This is a genomic window from Vibrio sp. GJ43-1, from assembly GCF_055808835.1.
The window spans coordinates 377027-390662 of record NZ_CM147884.1; the positions used below are offsets into that span (position 1 = coordinate 377027).

Genomic DNA, 13636 nt, shown 5'->3' on the forward strand with positions numbered 1-13636 from the left:
AATAGCCACACGGTCAAAGTTTTCTGCTACCGTATCCACTACATTGATAGCGCTCTTGGTACGGTGCAAAATCACGCTCGGCGCGTTCTTTATAAGTGATTAAGTAGAACTCGTTGTGCCCAACAAGTTGGTCATCTGATTTCAATTGCTTGGCTTGCCCAAAGCTATAAAACTGACCAGAGTACGAACGAGGTCGGAAATAGAATGTTTTCACTTCTGGGTCGAGCTCAGCAATCAGCCCTTTGTCACTGTTGTCGGCAACCTTTCCTGTCGCAAGAAGGTAGGTGGCGGCAATCCAGACAACAGGCACAATGAGAGCGGCGATAGACAGCCAAAGCATATCTTTCTTTTTCCAGAAAATAGCAATAAGCAGTGCCACACCAGAGGTACCCGGTAGTACATAGGTCGGTAGAATATTACTAGAAACCGTAAACAAAACTAATGGCGACAGTGCCCACCAAAGGGCAAAACTACTAAAACCATGGTTTTGCTTAGCTTGTTCAAGACCAAACTTGGCTCTAACCAGCATTAATACTGGTAAAATAAGTGACCACGGCAAAACGGCTAACACCCAAAAGAACCAGATTTTGCCTTTAGGCTCTTGGTGGCCTGAACCATAGAGATCGCCTGTCCAACCCGGTTCAACAAAGCGCTTAAAATGCTCACCAACAATAAAGTAATCAATAAAGCCCGGCGTTGCTTGTTCTGCCATTAAGTACCAAGGCAAAGCAATCACTAGCATCAACAACGTACCTTTGATCAGCGGGAAGCGACGCCATAGTTCAACAAATGCGCCAATGATGCCGTGTTGAATCACCATCCAAGGGAAGACGGCCAGACCAAAGAGCACAATGGCAATAGGCCCTTTCGCGAGTAGACCGACAGCAAGACCAATGAACCCGATATAGCCCATGAAGGTTTCGCCACGCCAACATTGGTAAAAACCAATCATCGCCATCGCAAGGCCTAAGGTCAGCGCCATGTCGGTCATGACGGCGCCAGCAGAAATAGAGAACACCAATGTGGTCGAGAGTACGACAGCCGCCACTAGCGGGTTGTAGCCATTTTTCTTGGCAAACCACGCGGTACCAATCACCACTAAGACACCAGCAATCCAATGAGGGAAGCGTAGGGTAAATTCAGATAAACCAAACAGTTCAACGCTGACCGCGCTCATCCAAGTAAAGAGTGGTGGCTTGCCCCAGAAAGGGACGCCGTAGTCGTAAAGGGGCGTGAGCCAATTCCCCGTTTCCACCATTAAACGAGCCATTTCACCGTATCGAGACTCGGTGGTATCCATCAAAGGATAGAGGCCTAGCGTCAACAAGCGAATGACTAACGCGCCAATCAGCAAAATCCAAAGGGTGCGCCCTTTAGCCATGATTTTCTACTCCTACAACATCAAAAAACGGTCGGTTATTATTACCGCGGTCGCAAAGTGGTGAAGTCTCACACACTATGTTTGCTATCGTCAACAACTTGTCTGGCAAACAAAGGTTAAGTTTGGCTCAAAATGTGTCAGTTGGAAAATAGCACAGATATACATGAATTTAATCAGACCACTTTTTTCGCGTTTAGTGCGGTTTCTACCAGTTTTGGCACAAATTGACTGACGTCACCGCCGTGGATCGCGACTTCTCGTACTAAGGTTGAAGAAATAAAAGCATGCTCTTCTGCCGGAGTTAAGAACACACTCTCAAGGCCCGGCATGAGGCGGCGGTACATATTGGTGAGGCCAAATTCGTACTCAAAATCGACGGTGGTTCTCAGGCCACGAATGAGGACGTTAGCTTGCTCGGTTTTAGCAAAATCCACCAGCAATCCAGAAAACCCTTTTGTGGAAACGTTATCCAGATGTGCCGTTGTCGCTTGCGTAAAGTGTACGCGTTCGTCTAACGTAAACATGGTGTTTTTGCTTGGGCTGGCGGCGATGGCGATAATCACTTCATCAAACATCGTCGCGGCACGTTCGATGAGATCAAGGTGACCGTTAGTAATAGGATCAAAGGTACCAGGGTAGACCACTCGAGAAAGGCGTTTTTGTGTCACGATATCAGCTCTGTATAAGGGTTTTATTTAGTGTAACACTTTATCGCTCATTCCTTTTTATTGGCACGCGGTTTTCTTCATTGGAGAAGAGGTTTTCATTACTGAGCATTGAACTCATAATAAATACGATAAGGGTAAGGGTAACAGTTATCATGCGCGCCACGAGTTGCTATTATTCGATAGTCAGTTGGCGTAGTACCGTTTGGTGTAATATCGCTTAGAAAATAAAAAGAGATGCTTGATGAAAAATATACTCGTGGTTCGAAATGACAAAATTGGTGACTTTATGTTGGCATGGCCAAGCTTTGCCATGCTAAAAGCATCGTTGCCCGAGTGCCGAATTACCGCTCTCGTGCCGAGTTATACCGTGGCGCTTGCCAGGGCATGCCCATGGATAGATGAAGTGATTGTGGACCTGCGGCCCCAAAGCCGACAAGCTTACTCAGCAATCGTTAGTCTCGACGTTAAAAACCGCCAAGTTTGACGCCTCGATCAACCTGTTCTCCACCACCTATAATGCCTTATTGGTGTGGAAGGCGAAGATCCCTTACCGTTTAGCGCCAGCCACGAAGCTAGCTCAGGTTTTTTATAACAAACGGATTAAGCAAAAGCGCTCGCAAAGCGCTAAGCCGGAGTTTGAATATAACCTAGACCTTGTTCGCGCGTTCCTTATTGATATTGGTCAGCCAATTATTGAGCCTAAAGCCCCGTATTTTTCATTCTCATTGGATGCGCTGGCTAAGCAAAAAGAAAAATTATCCGAGCAGTATCTACTGAATAAAGCACGTCCGTGGCTATTTGTTCATGCAGGGAGCGGAGGTTCGGCCAACAATTTGTCTATTGAACAATACGCCGATCTTGTTGCTCAGGTATGACGAGGGACGTTGAAGTCGTACTTACTGCGGGACCTGGCGAAGAAGAAAAAGCCAAGCAGCTTAAACTTGCGTTAGAGCAACGAAGCATTGCCAGCGTGGTGTACGATAAAAATGAGGGTCTTATTGATTTTTCATGCTCGATTGCCTGCGCGAGTGCCTTTATTGCTGGCTCTACGGGGCCGTTACGCATTGCCGCTGCCCTAGATGTCCCAACGGTAGGCTTTTTTCCTTCTAAACGTTCGGCGACACCACTGCGTTGGAAACCGATTAATTCTGAAGGGCGCCATCTCGCCTTTTGCCCACCTCAGGCACAGGACAAGTCTTCGCAGGAAGACATGTCTCGTATCGACGTGACATCACTACTGCCGACACTTAACCAATGGATTGCCAGCTACGTAAATTAGCGGTCAAGGTACAGCGCATTCAATGAAAGCACACTAAAAAATCAGCCCTCAATTGAGGGCTGATTTTGTATGACGAGTGCGCTATTGCGCTTGCTTTGCTTGCATGACGCGATAGTTAAGTTGCCATTGCAGCATCTTCACGTAATCATCCGCCTTTTTATCTATGTCCACCTAAGCACAGGTTGCTTTGCATTTGGATCGAGATAGAGCCCAGATTCAGGCCACGGGTAAAAACTGCGCGGTTTCTCTAGTGATGCGACACCTTTGTCTGATAACCACACCTTGGTGTTGGCACCAAATGCCAGTGTTGGATCATCGTGCTTAGCAACAATATTACGTCCGCCCACATTCAAATAACGCGCATTAGACAAGCTAGCATTATAGAGCGATGGCATGATGTCTTTGTGTGAGCCAATACGGTTTGCATCAAAGGTAATGTCTAAATGCGCTTGTATCGCTTCTGGGATGTACAAATAGAAAGGGACCCCTTTATCGAGCAAGATTTCCTGTGGCATGGTCGCAGCAATACGTCGCATCTGGTGATCGCTGCAGTCGCAGCGATGACCGTTGGTCTTTTCGGAGACTGTTTTACGTGGCTAATGAACTGACCCAAGCTATCGGCGGAATATTGGAAAGTAGTTTGAATACCTTCTGGCGCAATCTGTCCTTGCCCGGCGCGAGTGCGATAGTCATCCGACACGTGAGTAGGATAAGGCGAGTAATAGTCAGGCGTCTCGTACGGAGGGTGATTGGTTACCGACAGCAAGATAATAAACAACGGCTGTGTTTCTTCACTGAGCAGTTTTTCTACATACTTAAAGGCCACGTCATCCGGTAGCCCCCAATCGGTCATGTACTTTTCGGCTTCAGGGTATTGCGCCAGTAGCGTATTTTGATCGACGACTCTGTCCACGCCTTGTTTGGGCAGGTAGCTCATGTAATCACGCCATGCCATATTGCCCGGCGAGACAAAAATGGTCTTGTAACCCGCTTGTTTGTATGGCTGGAAGGCACTGCCTGCTAATGTTAAATTTTGCGCTGACGACTGACTGATAGATTGAACAGGGCTACTAAACATGATTTGCGCCATCGACGGCGCGGTGCCGTTATCGGCCGACAAGAAGCGGGTAAACAAGAAATCTTGGTTAAAGTGTTGACGCAAGCTGCCCAGCATATCGTTGGTTTTTGGGTCATCAAAGGCCAACATATTCGAGCCAAGGCTCTCCATCACCGCCAGAACCACATTTGGCTGGTTTTTCTCTAGGTATGGGTTCTCAGCGGTGTGAGTAAAGAGTTCATTACTCCCAACCACTTGTGAGAGCAATGCTTCCCCGTCTTGGAGGGACACATCAACAAATTTGGTATCCTCTTTACGCGCTTTTATCGCCCAATCTATCGCCATAAAGCCATTCGGAGTCAGCTTATTCAATACCACCAGTTCAGACACTTGTGCATTGGCTTGGCGCAGTGGAAAGGTGCCGATAGACCCGCGAGCAGCCACAAAAAACACCGTGATTGAAATGAGTCCGTAAACCACCGCAACAGGGCTAAACCAGCGCGTGACGTGTTTTGATGTGGCAGTGAGTCGGTGACTTATCCAAGCACCAAGTATGGCAACAGCAAGGGTTAGTAGGGTGCTTTGCACGATCGGGTAGTCTTGCCACATGTTCATGACAACGGCTTCGGTGTCATCTTCAAACAAGCCAAAGGCAAATAAGTCGTAGTGGTTATGGTACGTTTGGTAGTAGTAATAGTTGCCGACAGTGATGGCGGTGATAATAAACACAATAACCGTGCTATACGTTATCGCGATAGGTCGGAACGCACGCCAAATGGTGCTGTGGGCTGCTAGTAGCAAGCCAATCAGATATAAGGGCGCGAAGCCGATTGCGCTGACGCGAAGATCGTAGCGAAGCCCGGTAACCACCATGCGCCAAATATCAGCCGACTTGCCAGTCAGCTGATTAGTGTCGACAAAGTAAGCGAACATCACCGCTCGACCCACACACATAATGAGGGTGACAAACAGCACCTGAAACCAAACCAGTTTGGTGAGTTGTCTAAAGTGTTTTTGATACATCATAAAATTAACGACTACTTTTTATTTCAGAGAGTTTTATTCCAGAGAACGTTATTCAGGCGAATGGTCTTTTTGAGCCACCTGTGCTTAGGTTGTGTACTGGTACGAACCCACAGGTCAGCATACTTAACAAACGTTGAGTGAGCGGACAAAAGCGACAGCAAAAACCCTTGCTTGCCATCTAAGAAGCCTGCTTTAACGATGTACATTTTCACGAAGCAAGCTATAGCATGAATGATGCCTTGAGAAAGACTTGAACGCTTGCCGCGCTTTTCACGTTGTTCTGCCCACGCTTTGGCGTACCCTGCGGACTTCACCAAGTAATGGTGGATATCATCATAGGTATAATGAATTAGATCGCCCGTTAGTGTCTCTACTTTCATCGATTTATTCGTTTGCACTTTTTCATGCACCAGTGAATCATCGTATTGGGTGAGATTCGTAGGATAGAGCCTAAGAACCTTATCGGGATACCAACCACAATGCTTAATGAAGCGACCAAATACCCAGCTTAGGCGAGCAAACTGATAAATCGTCGAGGGCTGATTTTTCTCAACCGCTTGCAAAATACTTTGCTTAAGCTCTGGTGTGACTCGTTCATCTGCATCCAGCCAGAAAACAAAATCAGACTCAACATGGCTTTGTGCTAGTCGTCTTTGCGGACCAAATCCTGGCCATTCATGATTAACATGAAACTTCGCGCCAAAATCATGGGCGATGGCTTCGGTATTATCTGTGCTGCCTGAGTCTAAAATAACGATTTCATCCACCCAGCCTTGCACGGTTTCAAGGCAGGCTCGCAAATGCTTGGATTCATTTTTTACAATCATTGCGACAGCAAGTTTTGGTTTGGTCACTGTGATGATCCTTGGTTAGTTGGTATCCCCGCTTATTATAGGGGGATAATGTCATTCGTAAATTTTCGCCGTCCCTAATTCTCGCGCTATCCTCACTTCTCACGTCATCCTCACGAAAGTGAGGATCTCCCAAAGAGAGTGACTGCTTTAACAACGGCGTAGCAATCAAAGCATACTTAACTTCACGGCCCGTTTTATGAGATCCCCTTTTTCAAGGGGATGACGATGGATTTGCCAGTTGGACTAACCCAGCCCCTCCGCCTCGACAACGCGATCGAACATTTCAATCACATCATCGGAAGAAATTCGCTGCATCGCTGTTTTATCTTTAACTCGAGCTCGCCAACTCAACTCACTACTTGGTTTGCCCGTTTCAGCCATAATTGCTTCTTCATACACAGACACCACATAATCTTGGTAATTATACGGTCCAGTACGTTTAGGATTATGATGTGCATAAAGCCCAATGACAGGCGTACTCATGGCATTAGCCATATGAGTCGGACCTGTGTCCGGCGCGATAACTAAATCGGCTTGATCAAGAAGAGCAAGCATTTGGAGCAAGCTACTTTTGCCAATCAGATTGGTAATCGGTGATGAAATGTCTCTCTCAATCTTTTCACCAAGCTCAATTTCGATTTGAGCAGGACTCCCCGCGAGCATTATGTTCCAGCCTAGTTTTATCGCGTGTTCAATCACCGCCACATAGCCCTCAGCGGTCCAGTTCTTATAGCCTTTACTTGCCGCCGGGACGATAAGCAAATTTCGCTCGCTGGCAAGTTGTTGCTTCGCCCAAGTCAGATCGTCACTTGAATAATGCAATGTCCACTTGGCTTGAGTGGTTGGTATACCTAACGTTTCAGTGAACGCCATCAAGCCATCAAGGACATGCATTTTGGTGAACGAGGGCACGTTAACATTGGTAAACAGCCCCTGAAAATCTTGCGCACGCTCGCCATCAAAGCCCAGTTTATACTTCGTGTTGATTCCCAGCGTGGCAATACTCGCACGAAAGGCGTACTGCATGTGTAACAGTGCGTCAAAGTGATGGTGTCTGAGTTGCTTCCAAAGCGCTCGGTAGCCTTGCCAGCCTGCTTTTTTATCGAAAACCACGACCTCGATGCCTTCGATACTTTTTAGCAATTGCGCTTCCAGTTTACCCGTTACCCAAGTGATTTTAGTCTCAGGCCAATGGTGTTGAATTGCCTGTACGGCTGCGATGGTGTTACAGACATCACCAATAGCAGAAAGCCTTAAAATACACACAGAGTGAGGAGCAGAATCGAAAAGTGCCATAAATACACAACGCCAGAAACAGATGTAAAGATTATGCAGGGGGGCGGTTTGAATGTAAAATCAGAAACAGTGGAAAAATAGAAAAGATGGTGCTGGGTCCTTGGTCCTAGTTCCTAGGGGTAGGACTTAAGCGTGAAAACAGTGAACAGTAACAACACCACCTATTGGTTTGATGAGGTTTTATTGCAAGAGCCGATAGAGCAAGTGTTTGCAGCGGATTTTTGGCAATCACAAGGTAAGGTGATCGGCAGTGCGCAAGGGCGTGGAACCACATGGTTTGTGCAAACCCAAAGCCAGTGAAGCGGCGCTTAGACACTATCGCCGTGGCGGACTGTTTGGAAAACTGGTGAAAGACCAGTATTGGTTTACAGGCTGGGAGAAAACTCGCAGTTTCCAAGAATTTCAGCTGCTCAATACCTTAATAGAAGCAGGCGTCAACGTGCCAAGACCAATTGCGGCGCGAGCAGTCAAGGCAGGGCCTTACTATCGAGCTGACTTATTGAGTGAAAAAATTGCCAATGCCCGCGATCTTGTCGCCATCTTACAAGACAAACCGTTACCGAAAGAGATGTACCAAAAAATTGGTGCGGAAATTCGTAAAATGCACGACGCGCAAGTGAACCATACTGATTTGAATATTCACAATATCTTGATTGATGATCAAGATAAGGTTTGGATTATTGATTTTGATAAGTGTTGTTTAGAGTCAGGAGATGACTGGAAGGAGTTAAACTATGCACGCTTAAAGCGCTCTTTTGAGAAAGAAGTAGTACGCTTTAACATACGGTATAGAGTAGAAAATTTCTCCGATATTATTAATATAAATACTAAGGTTTAGACCTTTTATTAGCTGGAGGCGATACGATGACAATATCTAGATGTTGTTAGTTGGCTTTGATATCATCAGTACGTTTTCTCCAGTCATTATTCACTATTTCGCTAAAAGAGAGCCATATTTTGTCCAATATGCAAAAAGAAGTATTTAGTCACTCGATTTTTAGTTGGCTATTGGCCGGGCTCGCGTTATCCCTTGGGGTTTCAAAAGCAGGGCTAGGCATTTTTCTATTTTGCTGCTGCTCGTATTTATTGGTTTTAGTGTTAAATATCGAACTGAATTGAGTTTTCATTCAATGAGTCGAGTCTCCCAATGGCTACTGTTGTTATTTGCTGGTGGTTCGCTGCTTTCTTTACTGTCCTCTGGTGGTTTAGGCAGCATGAAAGACTTTATGAGCAAAGGTAGCTTGTTATTAGTGTTACCCATTTGTCTTCACTTACTACATGATGAAAAAAACAGACGTTTTGCCTTTTTTGCCTTGTTGCTAGGTGCCGTAATTGCATCGTTATATTCCTTATCTATGTGGGCCGAGACCCTAAATTCCGCTGAGCCTGCGGGTCGTATTGCGAGTTTTTGGGATCTAGGACGCTGGGGGAAGTACGTCTGCTACGTTTTAGTTTTTTTACTGCCTTTATTGTCTATGCCACAATCCCGAAAGCAGAGAGCCGCGATGATTCTGTGTTTTAGTTTAGTGCTGCTCGCGTTGCTGATTTCAGGAATGCGTGGCCCATTTTTAGCGATAGTGGTTTCATTCTTGGTCTACTTTTTAATTTTAAATCGCCACTACCTTCTGCACTTTGCCATACTTTCTGTTGTGAGTGCTGTTATTGTCTTTATTGCGGCACCAGGTGTGATTGAATTTGCTTGGTTGAGATTCATGTCGATATTTGATGTGACGCAGAACCTCTCTAACTTGGCACGCCTCAACATGTGGCAGTATGCAATTGAGTTCTTTAAGTACAATTTAGGTAACGATTGGCAAAGCATACTGTTCGGAAGTGGTTTTGAAAATTTAGAGCCGACCTTTACTGCATTTTTGGTGCATACCGGGAGTGTTGAGCACTTAGTGACGGTTACCGGAGGGGAGGCCTCTTTTAATGACCATCATAATGCGTTCTTGAACACACTCAATAAAATGGGTCTCGTTTATCTATGCATGCTTATGTTCGGTGTTTATTTGGTGCTGAAATCGTTGTGGTCACGTGTCACTCGTTGCAATGACCTACTTGGCAATGAAAAATCGGCAGCGTGGCTACATTCAGCATTGTTGGTCGTGTTGGCGTACGTAGTTATGGGAATATTCTATAGCAATGAACTCAATTACCAAACCTTGATGGCGGCTTTTATGTGCTGTCTTGCGGTTCGTTTTCATGATGCTGAAACCACTTTGGCTACAGACACGACGGATGGAGCAGATGGCACCCATGCATAAAGGAAAAGCAAACTACAAAGCCTCGGTGATAGTGGCATTTTATAACAATTTGGATGTGCTTTCGGTCGTTTTAAAAGCCTTACAGAATCAAACTGAATCCGATTTTGAGGTGGTTATCGCCGACGATGGTTCTCGACCGGAAGTGGTTGAGCAGCTCAAAATAAAAATTGATAACTCACCACTGTCCATACAGCACATATGGCATGAAGACGCAGGCTTTAGAAAAAACCGTTGCCTGAATCTTTGTGTAAAAGCCAGTCGTAGTGAGTATCTGATTTTTATTGACGGAGACTGTGTACCTCAATCTCATTTTGTTGAAGATCATTTGAGTGAAGCAAAGCTAAATCGGGTCGTGAATGGCAGGCGAGCGGATCTTTCCCCTCGTTGCAGCGAATTGCTGGTAGCGTCACCTTCTCCTGAGCATTTTGTCTCGAATCACTTTGGTAAAATGCTGATCGATGGTTTACGCAGCCAAGGGAAGAATGCTGAAAAGGGTTATCGCTTAGAAAATGAGTGGTTACGACAAAAACTACAAAATAAAAAGAAAGGACTTGTTGGCTGTAATCTGTCTTTACATAAGGCTGATTTATTGCGCATTAACGGCTTTGATATGCGCTATGAAGCGGCGGGTACGGGGGAAGACAGTGATATTGATTTTCGACTGCAATTGTTAGGCGTCGAGATCCATAACTGTTTTTACAAAGCCACACAGGTTCATATTTACCATAAAGAGCTCCCTCGTTTAGCTATCAATGATGAATTATTTGCAAAAGTACGGGCCGAAAAACAAGCTTATACAAAATTTGGTTATGATACGTTGTAAAAAAGGGGAGCGACTAAGCTCCCCCTTTTTATACCCAGCAAGAAAAGGACGTGATCTTTGCTATTTATACAGGCGCGTAGCGTTCAGTTCATTACTTTCCTGTTGTATGTACAAGAATCCATCGTCACCGGAAAGGCGTGAACCAGCGACATAACCGTCTTGACAATTAAGTTCACGATCGTAGGTAAAGCCGAGTAATTGGGTGACATAATACGATAGCTGAATTTGGAAGGCATTGTCACATTTCCCCATTAAGTTCTCTGCTAGTTCAACGGTTTTTTCCTCGCTAGACGCGACATAAATAGGCACAGTATAGTTTGCTTGATGATCAAAGCTACCATGTCCCTGCGTGGTTTTTGTTACGTACTGACCGTGATCCGATGTCATGATCAGCGTCCAGTTCCCGGGGACTTTTTCCTCTAACGTTTCTTGAACGTTCTTGATCATGTTATCTGTATAATGAACACTATTCATATACTCTTGGTAAGCCGATGTTGTACCAAAGGGTTTATAACTATCAGGTGTTCTCCCCGCATAAGGCATATGGGAACCAATTTGGTGTAAGACAATGAAATTCTTTTTCGTGAGGTCAACCTGCTCAAGCCACGTAACTAATTGGTCATCTAATACCCCTTCATAGCCGTCCCCAGTTATATCAAAGCCGTCTTTATAGTCATCTATCCACCCTTTTCCGAGGAGCGACACTAACGCAAGGCCGTAATTGGGCTGAGCTGAATAGAAGTGTGTGTTGTAGTGGTTTTGCTTAGCCAACTTGAAGATGCTGGTGTTTTCTGTGCCAATTTGTTTTATGCCATTTGGCTTTTCAATAGCGTTAAAGAAAAACGGGATGCTAACATCGGTGAAGAGCCCTCCAGAAAAACCTTGCTTGAAAAAACGATGAGGTTGTTCTTTCTGTGTATCAAGCCAAGGGGTTGTTGCTTCTTCAAAGCCGAAGGCGCTCATGTAGTGGGAGGAAAGGCTCTCGCCCATAATCAAAACTACCGTATCACTGAGACCTGGAGAAGTATGAGTAGGTGCTTTACTGGTAAATGAGGCAACCTTCGACAGTCCAAATAACTCTCCTGGCAATGTATGTGCAATAAAGTATCCCCAAGTATAAGAAGAGCTTTTTAATACAGAATGCTGCATAGCTAGGTATACGACCGAGCGTATTTTGGTTGTTGATAGTTTGTTTTATTGGATAAAAAGCAACCAGGCATACTGAGATGATACTTACCCAGTGGTATTTCTTGCGGATACTTTTTCGACACCTTACAAGAATGGCAAGAGTGATCAATACCGAGAATAGAGCTGTGATCGTGACCGCCATCGTTGAAAGGGCATCTTGACCAGAAATTAGCACTTCAAGAAATTTTTCAAACAGTAACCAAAGTTTGATTGGAGTGATGTAAGAACCATAGGTAGAGAGGCTAAAAAATTGTATACAATAAGAGAGTCCAATGTAACTGACCAGCAGTCCGACTGCAAAACTTGAGCGTGCGTAGCTGATCACTAAACCAAGGATTAAGAATATAAATATAATCAAGAGCGGTTCACCAAGAGGGATCACGCTATAGTGATTACGAACGACAGTCTCCGCGATTAGAGTGATAACACCTGCAATCAAAGAGCGCGCTATAACAGCGGACAGGTGGTGACCAAATACATATTTAAACATTGCTACTCTCAGTATACCCAAGCAACCCTACATTTAGGATAGTGTGTTTTATAAAAATGATGGAACGCTCTTAACCTCAGAGTTAGCTTGGTTAAGAAAATGGCGTGTATCTTATCCTAAATAGACACGGGAGGTTTAATCTTGTTGTCAGATAATGTCTGCAACGTTGCTGCTATCGCCCCTTGATTCCTCTTTACGACACATATTCCTGCTCTCCCCATCTCCTGACGGCGTTGCTTGTGCTGAAACAGTGTGGATAGCTGCTGTGAAAGCTGTTGTGAATCTTGCACGATAAGCAGAGCACGCTCGGTGTTAAGTTGGTTTACAATTTGGGTGAAGTTGAAGTAGCTTGGTCCAGTTAATACTGGAACACCTAATGCGGCAGGTTCCAAAACGTTGTGACCACCGACTTTATCTCCGATGAAGCTGCCACCCATAAAGCAGATGTCGGATGCCGCAAGATAAACCATCATCTCCCCCATAGAATCGCCAAGGAAGACTTGAGTGGTGTCTGGTACATTGGATAAAGCTTGGGTTCGTCTTGTGTAGCAAAAATCAGATTGCTGGCAGAGCTGGGCAACGGAGTTAAAACGTTCAGGGTGCCTTGGAACCAAAATCAAGAGTGCGTTAGGGACAGTTTTGAGCAATGTATGATGCGCGCTAAGTATTTGCTCATCTTCTCCTTGATGAGTGCTAGCGGCCACCCAAACGGGTCGATCTGTACCTAAAGATTCTCGAAGTATCGTACTCACCTGGTAAGTATTAGCGTTGACTGAAATGTCATATTTAATAGACCCCGAAACGGTGATTATCGTTGGGTCTATTCCTAGGCTGATAAAGCGACCCGCATCCTCTTCGTGTTGACAAACTAATTGAGATATCGGCTTTGTCGCCAACTGAAATAGGGGGTTGATAAGTAGGTAGCGCTGACGGGAACGCTCTGACAAGCGCGCATTAATCACCGTAATAGGAATGCTCGCTCTCGCCACCTGATTGATAGTATTAGGCCAAAGTTCCGTTTCCATAATGATTAACTGGCTTGGATTGATAGCCTTCAAAAAACCACGAATGGCAAAACCAAAATCTAAAGGCATGTATCGATGTGTTGCTATATGACTAAGCTTTTCTGCTTGCTCTGCACCTGTCGGTGTCGTGGTGGTGATCACAATGGTTTTGTCGCGGTGCGCTTCAGCGTAACGTTTGATTAATGGGGTTGCGGCGATGACCTCACCAACAGAAACGGTGTGAAACCATACGACAGGCTTTGTATCACTTTGTAGAGGAGGGGTGACACCAAAGTGCTCTTT

Annotated in this window: 10 protein-coding genes and 3 pseudogenes; 4 read left to right on the forward strand and 9 right to left on the reverse strand. The window is 45.3% G+C overall.

Going from position 1 to position 13636, the window contains the following annotated elements; all coding sequences use genetic code 11:
- Positions 1-13 precede the first annotated feature (13 nt).
- Together AC0L66_RS01900 and coaD are read right to left on the reverse strand one after the other, a co-directional pair.
- Positions 14-1381 (reverse strand): ArnT family glycosyltransferase, encoded by a 1368-nt coding sequence (locus AC0L66_RS01900; protein ID WP_473568200.1) that lies wholly within the window; start codon positions 1379-1381, stop codon positions 14-16.
- Positions 1382-1554: 173 nt separating this feature from the next.
- Positions 1555-2049: a pantetheine-phosphate adenylyltransferase gene (gene coaD / locus AC0L66_RS01905; RefSeq protein ID WP_265676621.1), complete on the reverse strand. Its 495-nt coding sequence runs from the start codon at positions 2047-2049 to the stop codon at positions 1555-1557.
- Positions 2050-2290: 241 nt separating this feature from the next.
- On the opposite strand from coaD, the pseudogene AC0L66_RS01910 reads away from it, so the two are divergent.
- Positions 2291-3328, forward strand: a pseudogene (locus tag AC0L66_RS01910) (glycosyltransferase family 9 protein).
- A 161-nt stretch (positions 3329-3489) separates the two neighbouring features.
- Here AC0L66_RS01910 and AC0L66_RS01915 read toward each other — a convergent pair.
- The 4 genes from AC0L66_RS01915 to AC0L66_RS01930 form a co-directional block, all read right to left on the reverse strand.
- Positions 3490-3801: a hypothetical protein gene (locus AC0L66_RS01915; RefSeq protein WP_473568202.1), complete on the reverse strand. Its 312-nt coding sequence runs from the start codon at positions 3799-3801 to the stop codon at positions 3490-3492.
- Complete coding sequence (locus AC0L66_RS01920; protein ID WP_473568204.1) at positions 3768-5411, reverse strand: LTA synthase family protein; 1644 nt, start codon at positions 5409-5411, stop codon at positions 3768-3770. The genes AC0L66_RS01915 and AC0L66_RS01920 overlap by 34 nt, the downstream gene beginning before the upstream one ends.
- Positions 5412-5434: 23 nt before the next feature.
- A complete protein-coding gene (locus tag AC0L66_RS01925; protein ID WP_473569169.1) occupies positions 5435-6238 on the reverse strand; it encodes a glycosyltransferase family 2 protein in 804 nt (267 codons plus the stop codon).
- Positions 6239-6508: 270 nt separating this feature from the next.
- Entirely contained in the window at positions 6509-7561 is a 1053-nt protein-coding gene (locus AC0L66_RS01930; protein ID WP_473568205.1) for a glycosyltransferase family 9 protein, read from the reverse strand.
- A 132-nt stretch (positions 7562-7693) separates the two neighbouring features.
- Here AC0L66_RS01930 and AC0L66_RS01935 point away from each other — a divergent pair.
- From AC0L66_RS01935 to AC0L66_RS01945, 3 genes and pseudogenes are all read left to right on the forward strand, one after another.
- Positions 7694-8399 (forward strand): annotated as a pseudogene (locus AC0L66_RS01935) (3-deoxy-D-manno-octulosonic acid kinase).
- A gap of 292 nt (positions 8400-8691) precedes the next feature.
- Positions 8692-9828, forward strand: coding sequence for an O-antigen ligase family protein (locus tag AC0L66_RS01940; RefSeq protein WP_473568207.1), 1137 nt, complete (start codon positions 8692-8694; stop codon positions 9826-9828).
- Positions 9812-10651 (forward strand): glycosyltransferase, encoded by an 840-nt coding sequence (locus AC0L66_RS01945; RefSeq protein ID WP_473568208.1) that lies wholly within the window; start codon positions 9812-9814, stop codon positions 10649-10651. The genes AC0L66_RS01940 and AC0L66_RS01945 overlap by 17 nt, the downstream gene beginning before the upstream one ends.
- Before the next feature lie 60 nt (positions 10652-10711).
- On the opposite strand, the gene AC0L66_RS01950 is transcribed toward AC0L66_RS01945, so the two are convergent.
- The 3 genes and pseudogenes from AC0L66_RS01950 to waaA all read right to left on the reverse strand — a co-directional run.
- Entirely contained in the window at positions 10712-11800 is a 1089-nt protein-coding gene (locus tag AC0L66_RS01950) for a phosphoethanolamine transferase (protein ID WP_473568210.1), read from the reverse strand.
- The gene (locus AC0L66_RS01955; RefSeq protein ID WP_473569294.1) at positions 11691-12329 is read right to left on the reverse strand and encodes a hypothetical protein; all 639 of its coding nucleotides are present in this window, start codon (positions 12327-12329) and stop codon (positions 11691-11693) included. The genes AC0L66_RS01950 and AC0L66_RS01955 overlap by 110 nt, the downstream gene beginning before the upstream one ends.
- Before the next feature lie 116 nt (positions 12330-12445).
- A pseudogene (gene waaA, locus AC0L66_RS01960) lies at positions 12446-13618 on the reverse strand (lipid IV(A) 3-deoxy-D-manno-octulosonic acid transferase); the annotation flags it as partial.
- Between the last annotated feature and the right edge of the window lie 18 nt (positions 13619-13636).

Excerpts from the sequence above, each read along its gene's own strand:
- AC0L66_RS01940 (WP_473568207.1), top strand. The coding sequence starts at position 8,692 with ATGAGTCGAGTCTCCCAATGGCTACTGTTGTTATTTGCTGGTGGTTCG.
- AC0L66_RS01925 (WP_473569169.1), bottom strand. The coding sequence starts at position 6,238 with ATGATTGTAAAAAATGAATCCAAGCATTTGCGAGCCTGCCTTGAAACC.
- AC0L66_RS01950 (WP_473568210.1), bottom strand. The coding sequence starts at position 11,800 with ATGCAGCATTCTGTATTAAAAAGCTCTTCTTATACTTGGGGATACTTT.
- AC0L66_RS01900 (WP_473568200.1), bottom strand. The coding sequence starts at position 1,381 with ATGGCTAAAGGGCGCACCCTTTGGATTTTGCTGATTGGCGCGTTAGTC.
- AC0L66_RS01920 (WP_473568204.1), bottom strand. The coding sequence starts at position 5,411 with ATGATGTATCAAAAACACTTTAGACAACTCACCAAACTGGTTTGGTTT.
- AC0L66_RS01955 (WP_473569294.1), bottom strand. The coding sequence starts at position 12,329 with ATGTTTAAATATGTATTTGGTCACCACCTGTCCGCTGTTATAGCGCGC.
- AC0L66_RS01930 (WP_473568205.1), bottom strand. The coding sequence starts at position 7,561 with ATGGCACTTTTCGATTCTGCTCCTCACTCTGTGTGTATTTTAAGGCTT.
- AC0L66_RS01945 (WP_473568208.1), top strand. The coding sequence starts at position 9,812 with ATGGCACCCATGCATAAAGGAAAAGCAAACTACAAAGCCTCGGTGATA.